This window comes from Bacteroides coprosuis, assembly GCF_020741705.1.
Taxonomy (GTDB): domain Bacteria; phylum Bacteroidota; class Bacteroidia; order Bacteroidales; family Bacteroidaceae; genus Bacteroides_E; species Bacteroides_E coprosuis.
The window spans coordinates 1-7,978 of record NZ_DYYK01000044.1 but is presented as its reverse complement, the minus strand read 5'-3'; the positions used below and the strand labels follow the sequence as shown (position 1 = coordinate 7,978).

Sequence of the window (7,978 nt, the reverse complement as noted above, 5' to 3'; positions counted from 1 at the left end):
TACTATTTTTGGCAGTAGTGCTTGTTGTGCTTTATTTATTGAGACTATCTGTGCTCTTGTATAAATCTCACAAAGAAGAATAAAGCATTTTATTCTCTCTATGCTACATTTCTTTATACCCCAAAAGGGCTCTCTTGATAAGCCAAAAGAGCCTTTTTAGGCTTTAATATCAAAGTAAAATCTGTTACATCTTATCAATTCTCTCTTGTAGCTTCATAGCAAACTGTGCAATGTGGTACCCATCTACGAGTCTGTGATTGGCTTCCACGGATACATTCATCTTGAGTCTGCCTCCCCAATTGATATATTTTCCCCATGTAATACGAGAAATGGAATGATTAGGGTCTGCATCATGTTCATTTGTTAGTGAAATCATTTCTACCCACGGGAAACTAGAGAAATAGATTACTTCTTCATGGCCTAAATTATCAGGATTGGAAATGAAAGTAGTTTGATTTTCTGTCAGTTCTTTAGCCCGTACACAGAATTCATCCATAGGTTCATCAAGCTTATAAGCAGTAACATGGAAAAGACTATGCCCTTTCTTCATGTGTGTAAACATAGGGTGTAGTCGGTCAACCAGATAAACCTCATCATCTATAATTTTGAATCTAAAGTTTTCTACCTCGTTCATTACTTCTGTAGATAAATAGACTAATATCAGGTAGAAAGAAAGTTTATGCTCGTGAGCATAAGCATAGAGATTGGTTACATCGAGGGGGAAACTCAGGTTAAAACAAGGAGCTGCCAGATTAAAGAAATCATAATGCTCGCGTCTGTCCCAAGTAGATATATCTATCTTCTTCATAGTTGGTTTATTTAGAGTTAATACAAAACTTAATCAGTAGGGGTGTCAAGGAATGTCGCGTAGTAAGTAAGGTATATGAGTTATAAACTCAGTTGTGTTGAAAATGTTCTACCTATCAAGCCAAAAAGTGAAGGTTAAAGCCATTTTTAACCTATGTTATTTGTATTTCTAGGTCGGATGATTTGTTTTTAATGCAGATAAAATTGGGCAGTATCTGTTTTAGATATATTTGCAGCCACTAAAAAAAAATGCTGTGAATATAGAAAATGCAAATCGATTTGAGATGGGTTTATTGGAGTACAAACGTCTTATAAACCAGGGTAAAACAAATTCTTTAAACAAAGACTGTAAAACGGGTATGGTAAAGAATATCTTAGCAATAGCAGATAGTATGCCTATTTATGGATATGAAAATGTAATAGGGTATTACTACAAAAACTTTCTTTACTTACTAGCTAAAGATCATGTAGTAGATAGAGATGAATTTAATGTGGTTCATAAAAACTTACTCAACACTCTAATTGAACTGACAGTAGCTCGTAATGCAAAAATAAAAGAGGAGGTTGATAATATTGGTGATTTAGTCAGTATTCTTGAAAATTCTAATAATGAACTAAGTATTAATGATTTAGTCATTCTTCTGCAAGAATATGAATATTCACTCACACTTTCTCGTGTGCTAATAGATAAAAGCCAAAGTGAATGCTATAATTATACAGACCTAATGGTGCGCTTGATAAATAGAAGTATAAGAATAATTCATGACGGTTTGGATACCTTACTTATCTGCAAAACAGATGAAAGTAGCGTGGCTATTGAAAGATCTTTTACACAAAAGAAGTTTCTAGAAGCTCTTTCTATATTAGATACCATGCATAAAATGGATGTACTTCCTATTCTGAGTGCTAAAATAAATCGTTATTTCAAAAGCCTCTGTGCTACTTATCTAAATGTATTTGGAGAAGAGTTTAAACCAGAAGACTCCTTAATTCATTTAAAGTATGAGCAGGATATGGAGTGTTACCAACACTGTCTATCGGTGAATAAGTTTGATACGTACATAAAGGAATATCCCGAAGGAATATTTATTGTTGAAGCAGAATGCGAAGATGCTCAAGCCGAAAAACTATTCGATGTGTCCAACTGGTGTGACTGTTACAAGGATTCAAAAATAGATGTATATCTTGAAGAATGTCCTACAGGTATATTTGTCACTACTGCGCAAAAACTAATAGCAGAATGTAACTAGTTTAGCATTAGGCTCATTGATTTTTAAGAAGAATGCAAATCAGATTCTCATATAAAAGAATATTGGTTTGCATTCTTCTTGTTATATAGAAAGATAGATATCTTCGGAATCTGTAAAATAGTAGATTTAAATTTATTAGTTCTCAATAATACTCCTTAAATTTAGAGATAAAGTTGAATCTTAGGAGTATGAAAAATGAGCTTTTAAATTCGTTTCTGGAAGGTGTGAGGGATTACAAAAATTCTTATACACATGTGCTTTTGTATAGTGGAGAAACAAGGAACCCTGCATATTATTCTGTAAAATTGATAAACAGGGCGAAAGAACTAACAGAGCATGCCGATTATAAGCTGCTCGGGTATCTGTATTCTGATATTTTACTCAATTTAGCAAGCTGCATAGCGAGTCAAAAAATATACATTGATGCAATCGACTTATTGAGTAAGCAGAATGATGCTTGTTTGGATTATTATGGGCAGATGAAAATCAAAAAAGAGTTTTTTGCCCTCCAAGAGGCCATTCTCGCCTTCGATAATCGTAGGCTAATTGATATGAATGATGTAAAGAGCTTTGTTGAAGAGTGTATTCCACATATTTACTACCTGTTTATCTTTGCTGAGCAAGATCAAATCAAAGAAGAATATTCTGCGGCAGTGGATCAGGTTATCCGTATGGTGATAGAATCTTTGATGCACTTACTAAGTGCTGAAGCCTATAAAAACGCATCACTTACCACCGAAGATGTACGGGGTTTGTACCTAAATGCTATAGCGATACTTTATGCTTTGTTGCAGACAGATATCAATAGTGATATCAAGCATTCCTTAATGCAGTATAAAGGGCTGTTAGAGGAGGATTTTAAATCCTTATCGGGTTATTCTGTAGATCCTAGTCAGTTAGCTAAAGTGATTAATTTGTCAAATCGGGATGATTTTCATTGCTTTTTAAATTGCTCTAAACTACAAAACTATACCACATACCTTTTGGAATACCCACAGGGGATATACCACGATTGGGCCGTATATACAGATGCTGCTATGCGCTTAATTCCCGAGGTTAAGCTCTGGGTAGATAGCTTTAGAACTCGCAATTTTGGTTATTATAGCTTGAAGTATCCCAATGGATTATTCAATGATTTAGATCGATATTTACTACAAAGACTTTGCTGATGTTTTTTTATCATTGATCTACTAAGCCCCCTTTATTCTCCAGAAAAAGAGTAATAAAGGGGGCTTAGTAGTTATTTTAATCTTTTGACCAACTCAAATAATTATTCAAAAAGAGTAGTAAAATAGGACAGAAGTGGCTACCTTGCCAAGGTATTAAAGAGTTAATCAACATTATTCACACATTAATTTAAAAATTATGGGTGCAAACGAAAAGCTATATGCTCAGCGTATAGCACAGTACAAGGAAGTACTGGTACACGAATGTAGTAATGATTCTGCCGCTATCATAGAGCGTGCAAAACAAGTAATTAACCAATACATCGGAGAATATCCTACTTGGTATTTCTCACGGATGGAAAAAGACTTAAAGCTAAAAGCAATGCTTCAGCTTATTGAAGAGCAAGAGTGGTTGCACGAGGGGGATAGTAGTGAACTAGAAGCTCGGAAGAATCACTTAAATGCTATACGAGCAGCTAAAGCAAAACAGCGGCAAAGGTATGATTACACCTACTTGAAGGAGTATGTAAAACCGTATCAGGTAGCTGTTAAAACCAGTTGCAAGAATGATACTGAAGCGATAAAAAAGAGAGCTTTGGAGTTGATAGATGAATACATTAGTTGGGCTCCTTCTGAATATTTTTCTACAGACGACAAAGATTTGCGCTTTTTCGCTATGGTAAAATTGCTCGAAGAACTTTATTTTCAGTCTAAGGGATTGACTATAAATTAACATACCAAAACGGGTTGATACTGAATTAAGAGTATCACCCCGTTTTTATTTTATACAAACAACCATTTAGGCCTTAGCGAATGCCAAATGTACTACTTGCCACCAATGCTCGTATATCTTCATTCTCCTGTTTTGCCATTTCTGTAAGCAACTCTAAAGGTGCATTAACATTATTGATCGCTGCTTTTTGAACATCCGTGTTTTCATCTTTCATCAGTTGAACAAGCAGGGAGATAGGCAAATTCTTGTTTTTGGCTACTCCTTGTCGTGGCCTGAAATCTTCATCTTTAGCCAGTTTTTCGAGTAACTCCAAAGTCACATTTTCATTGGTTGTTACAGTGGATCGCACCCACGGATCTACATCCTCAGCCAGTTTCCTTAATATCTCTATGGGTGTCTTTGCGTTACTTGCAATCTCTTGTCTCACAGCAGGGTGTTCATCCTTTGCTAGTTTCTGTATCAAAGCTTGAGAGATATTGGTATTGCTTGCTACCACTTCTCTAACCCGATAATAAGAGTAGTCGGAGAGGAGGGTTAAGGTTTCAATAGGAGTATTCGGATTCCTTGCTACAGAACCTCTCACTCTAAAATCTTTGTCCTCTGCCAAATCTCGCAGTATATCAAGGGGTGTACTAGGGTTACTAGCCACACCCTGGCGAACACGTATATTCTCATCTTTAGAGAGTTCTGCTAGTATATCTTTTTGGGTTTTGGGATTACTTGCCACACCTTGTCGAACGGCAAAGTCTTTATCTCTTGCTAGTTTCTCCAAAGAATCTAGTGAAGTATAAAATTGTGAAGCCTTATCTCTTTCATCGAGCAAAGCTTGTCGCTTGTTCAGTAATTCTATCAATTCGGATGATACGTGCTTACTCCCTTGCACCACACGTCTCACATTAAAACTAGTATCTTTGGCTAGTCTTTTTAAAATATTTTCTGGAGTCAAAATGTTGGTTGCAACGGCTACCCTAACTTTTACACTAGGATCTTTCGATAAGTTCTCCAAAATGCAAGTGAACATTTTGATTTCTTTCCGATTTCTTTGTTTCTCTTCCATAGTATATTGGGTTTAATAGGTTTAAGGTTTTGCAGAGTTACTCCCCTCTACAAACTAGCAATTTGACTACAAGTAATAATAAATTTGTAATAATAGCAAGGAAACTAGCATTTTGTATAGAAAAAAGATAAATCCACTCACTCCATAGTCTAAAGAGAAAAGGAATATTAAAGAGGGAGCTTTGAGAGCAGTCCACTTTTATCAGGGTAAAAAGGGTAACATGTCGGTGTCATGTACTCATCATGTCGGTGTCAAGAGAAGCACATGACTAAGCCAAAACAAACACGCTGTTTTTATCCTTGTTTTTCCTCATTATTGGGGTTTGTCTTTTTGATAGTTTGGCAGATGAATTTACCCAATTTTTATATACCTTTATAAAAGGCTATTTGCCTATCAACTTTACATTAAAACCAAAAGAGTTATGATAAAAATATATGGAATGAGCACTTGCCCAGACTGTACCTGTCTAGAGGAGCAAGTAAAAGGAAATGATAAGTATGAAAGTATTGATATCGGTTTGCACGTGAAAGACCTTAAATCTTTCCTTAAACTACGTGATAACAACCCTATATTTGATGAAGCTAAGAAAATGGGGTCGATAGGAATACCTTGTTTCGTTCTCGAAGACGGCACAGTAACCCTTACTCCCGAAGAAGCAGGATTGCATTCTACCCCAGCATCTACAGATGCAGCCTCTTGCTCTATTGATGGGAGTGGGTGCTAAAATCGGTGGTTTCTATCTTTATAAATAAGGAGAGAAGCACGCATAAAGCCATTCAATATTTGCGGCGGTCATTGATAAGGACAGATAAACTTGCTTCAGTATATTGACCTAGGTAATAAACTTAGTGATACTCATGGAATATGGAAAAGTGACTTGCTGTGCGTTTCTATAATATTTGAGCTAGCAGCCCAACAATTACCTACTTTAGAAGATAGAGACTGGAGATCTGAATATTTATCTTATAGAACCCTTGATTGTAAAAGTTATCTCTTACTTTATTATAGAAACTACAAAAGATTTTATTTATCTTATTTGTTATGAGATGTATTTTATATAAGTAATTTACTAAACAAAACATAAAAAATAATATTGTAAAATATGCTTACAATAACCAAAATAAAACTGCATAATTTTAAAAGATTCAAAAACCTTACCCTGGATTTTAATCCTGATATTAATATTTTTGTTGGAGATAACGAATCTGGAAAGAGTACAATTTTACAAGCTATTGATCTTGTTGCTCGTGGAAGTAGAACACGTGTTGAGAATATTGGTCTTAATAAACTATTTAACATTGAGAATATGCTTGAATATATGAAAGGAGATAGAAATCCTACTAATTTGCCAGAGATGTATGTAGAACTCTACTTTTCTAATCAACCAGATCCTTCGTTGGAAGGTATAAATAATAGCATTAGTCAGATATGTTCAGGCATTAGACTACGTTGTATTCCAAATGATGATTATAGTCAGCAAATATACCAATTGTTACAAAATCCGCATGCTTCTTTTCCATTAGAATTTTACAATGTCATATTTGATACTTTTGCTGGAGAATCATTCAATGCTTATACTAAGAAGTTGAAGAGTCTCTTTGTAGACAACTCTACTATAGGCAGTCCACGTGCTATGCGCGAATACGTTAACGATATCTATCACGCACAGTTAACTGATGTACAGAGAGTGAATGCAAGGTATGCTTACAAGGATAGTAAAATTCAGTTCCAAACTCAAACATTGTCTCAATATAATGCTTTAGTACATCCTTATAGTTTTGCTATTAGGGAATCGGCAGATGATAATATTGAAACGGATATTACACTTTTGGAAAATGAGATTCCTTTGGAAAACAAAGGTATGGGTACTCAATGTTTCATAAAGACAGAGCTATCAATGAATAGAGCAATTAATAGCATTGACATGGTATTAATTGAGGAACCAGAAAATCATTTGAGTTATATCAAAATGTTGGAACTCATTACACTTATAAAAGGTACAAGAAATCGTCAGCTTTTTATCTCTACTCATAGTGACCTTATCGCCACAAGATTGAATTTGAAGAAATGTTTGCTTTTCAATAGTTTGTCTACCAACGTAGTTGGTTTGGCTGATTTGTCTGAAGACACAGCTGATTTCTTCACGAAAGCTCCCGATAACAATATGCTCCAGTTTGTGTTGTCTCCAAAATCTATTTTGGTAGAAGGCGACGCAGAGTTTATACTGATGGAAGCTTTGTATAAAAGAACAATTGATAAAGATCTTTATGCAAGTGGAATAGGTGTTATTGCAGTTGATGGTAAATGCTTTAAAAGATATTTAGAAATAGCTAAATTGTTGCATAATAAGGTGGCGGTAATAACCGATAACGATAGTGACTATAATTCTAATATAAAGGACATTTACGTGGACTACATTCAAAATCAATTCGATAATATTCGCATTTTTTCAGACATTGATGATGCAAGACATACTTTTGAAATATGTATTTATCAAGATAACCAAGATATATGTAATGATGAGTTCCAGACTCCAAGACGCAGATTAGATACAATAGATTATATGCTTAAAAATAAGGCAGATGTAGCATATAGGTTATTAAAAAATAGGATGGACACACTTATCGTTCCACAATATATACAAAAAGCAATAAAATGGATAGACGCTTAATACTTGCAGTAGCAGGATCTGGAAAAACAACTTTCTTAATAAATATGCTAAACTTGGAGAAACGTTTCCTTATTGTTACGTATACTGATAATAATGTTGCGAACATCCGTAAGTGTATAATTAAAAAATTTGGCTATGTACCTCACAATGTTACACTTATTTCATATTTTCAATTTCTGATACATGTATGCTATCAACCTTTTTTAAAGGATAAGATTAGGGCTAAAGGTATCATGTGGAATATGCCAAATCAGCAAACATTAAGGTTAAGGCGAGATAATCCTATATTTTATC

Annotated in this window: 7 protein-coding genes and 1 pseudogene; 6 read left to right on the top strand and 2 right to left on the bottom strand. The window is 34.6% G+C overall.

Going from position 1 to position 7,978, the window contains the following annotated elements; translation table 11 throughout:
* Nucleotides 1-184 precede the first annotated feature (184 nt).
* Nucleotides 185-808 (bottom strand): CatA-like O-acetyltransferase, encoded by a 624-nt coding sequence (locus K8V80_RS02810; protein ID WP_276775320.1) that lies wholly within the window; start codon nt 806-808, stop codon nt 185-187.
* 253 nt (nt 809-1,061) lie between these two features.
* Here K8V80_RS02810 and K8V80_RS02805 point away from each other — a divergent pair, with 253 nt between their 5' ends.
* From K8V80_RS02805 to K8V80_RS02795, 3 genes are all read left to right on the top strand, one after another.
* Nucleotides 1,062-2,057, top strand: coding sequence for a hypothetical protein (locus tag K8V80_RS02805; protein ID WP_276775318.1), 996 nt, complete (start codon nt 1,062-1,064; stop codon nt 2,055-2,057).
* A gap of 188 nt (nt 2,058-2,245) precedes the next feature.
* Nucleotides 2,246-3,226, top strand: coding sequence for a hypothetical protein (locus K8V80_RS02800; protein ID WP_276775316.1), 981 nt, complete (start codon nt 2,246-2,248; stop codon nt 3,224-3,226).
* 196 nt (nt 3,227-3,422) lie between these two features.
* Nucleotides 3,423-3,956, top strand: a complete 534-nt coding sequence (locus K8V80_RS02795; RefSeq protein WP_276775315.1) for a hypothetical protein — start codon at nt 3,423-3,425, stop codon at nt 3,954-3,956.
* Nucleotides 3,957-4,029: 73 nt separating this feature from the next.
* On the opposite strand, the gene K8V80_RS02790 is transcribed toward K8V80_RS02795, so the two are convergent.
* Nucleotides 4,030-5,013: a HEAT repeat domain-containing protein gene (locus K8V80_RS02790; protein WP_006744936.1), complete on the bottom strand. Its 984-nt coding sequence runs from the start codon at nt 5,011-5,013 to the stop codon at nt 4,030-4,032.
* Nucleotides 5,014-5,434: 421 nt separating this feature from the next.
* On the opposite strand from K8V80_RS02790, the gene K8V80_RS02785 reads away from it, so the two are divergent.
* From K8V80_RS02785 to K8V80_RS02775, 3 genes and pseudogenes are all read left to right on the top strand, one after another.
* Entirely contained in the window at nt 5,435-5,737 is a 303-nt protein-coding gene (locus K8V80_RS02785; protein ID WP_006744935.1) for a hypothetical protein, read from the top strand.
* A gap of 378 nt (nt 5,738-6,115) precedes the next feature.
* The gene (locus K8V80_RS02780; RefSeq protein WP_276775311.1) at nt 6,116-7,684 is read left to right on the top strand and encodes an ATP-dependent nuclease; all 1,569 of its coding nucleotides are present in this window, start codon (nt 6,116-6,118) and stop codon (nt 7,682-7,684) included.
* A pseudogene (locus K8V80_RS02775) lies at nt 7,669-7,978 on the top strand (DNA helicase UvrD); the annotation flags it as partial. The gene K8V80_RS02780 and the pseudogene K8V80_RS02775, both read left to right, overlap by 16 nt.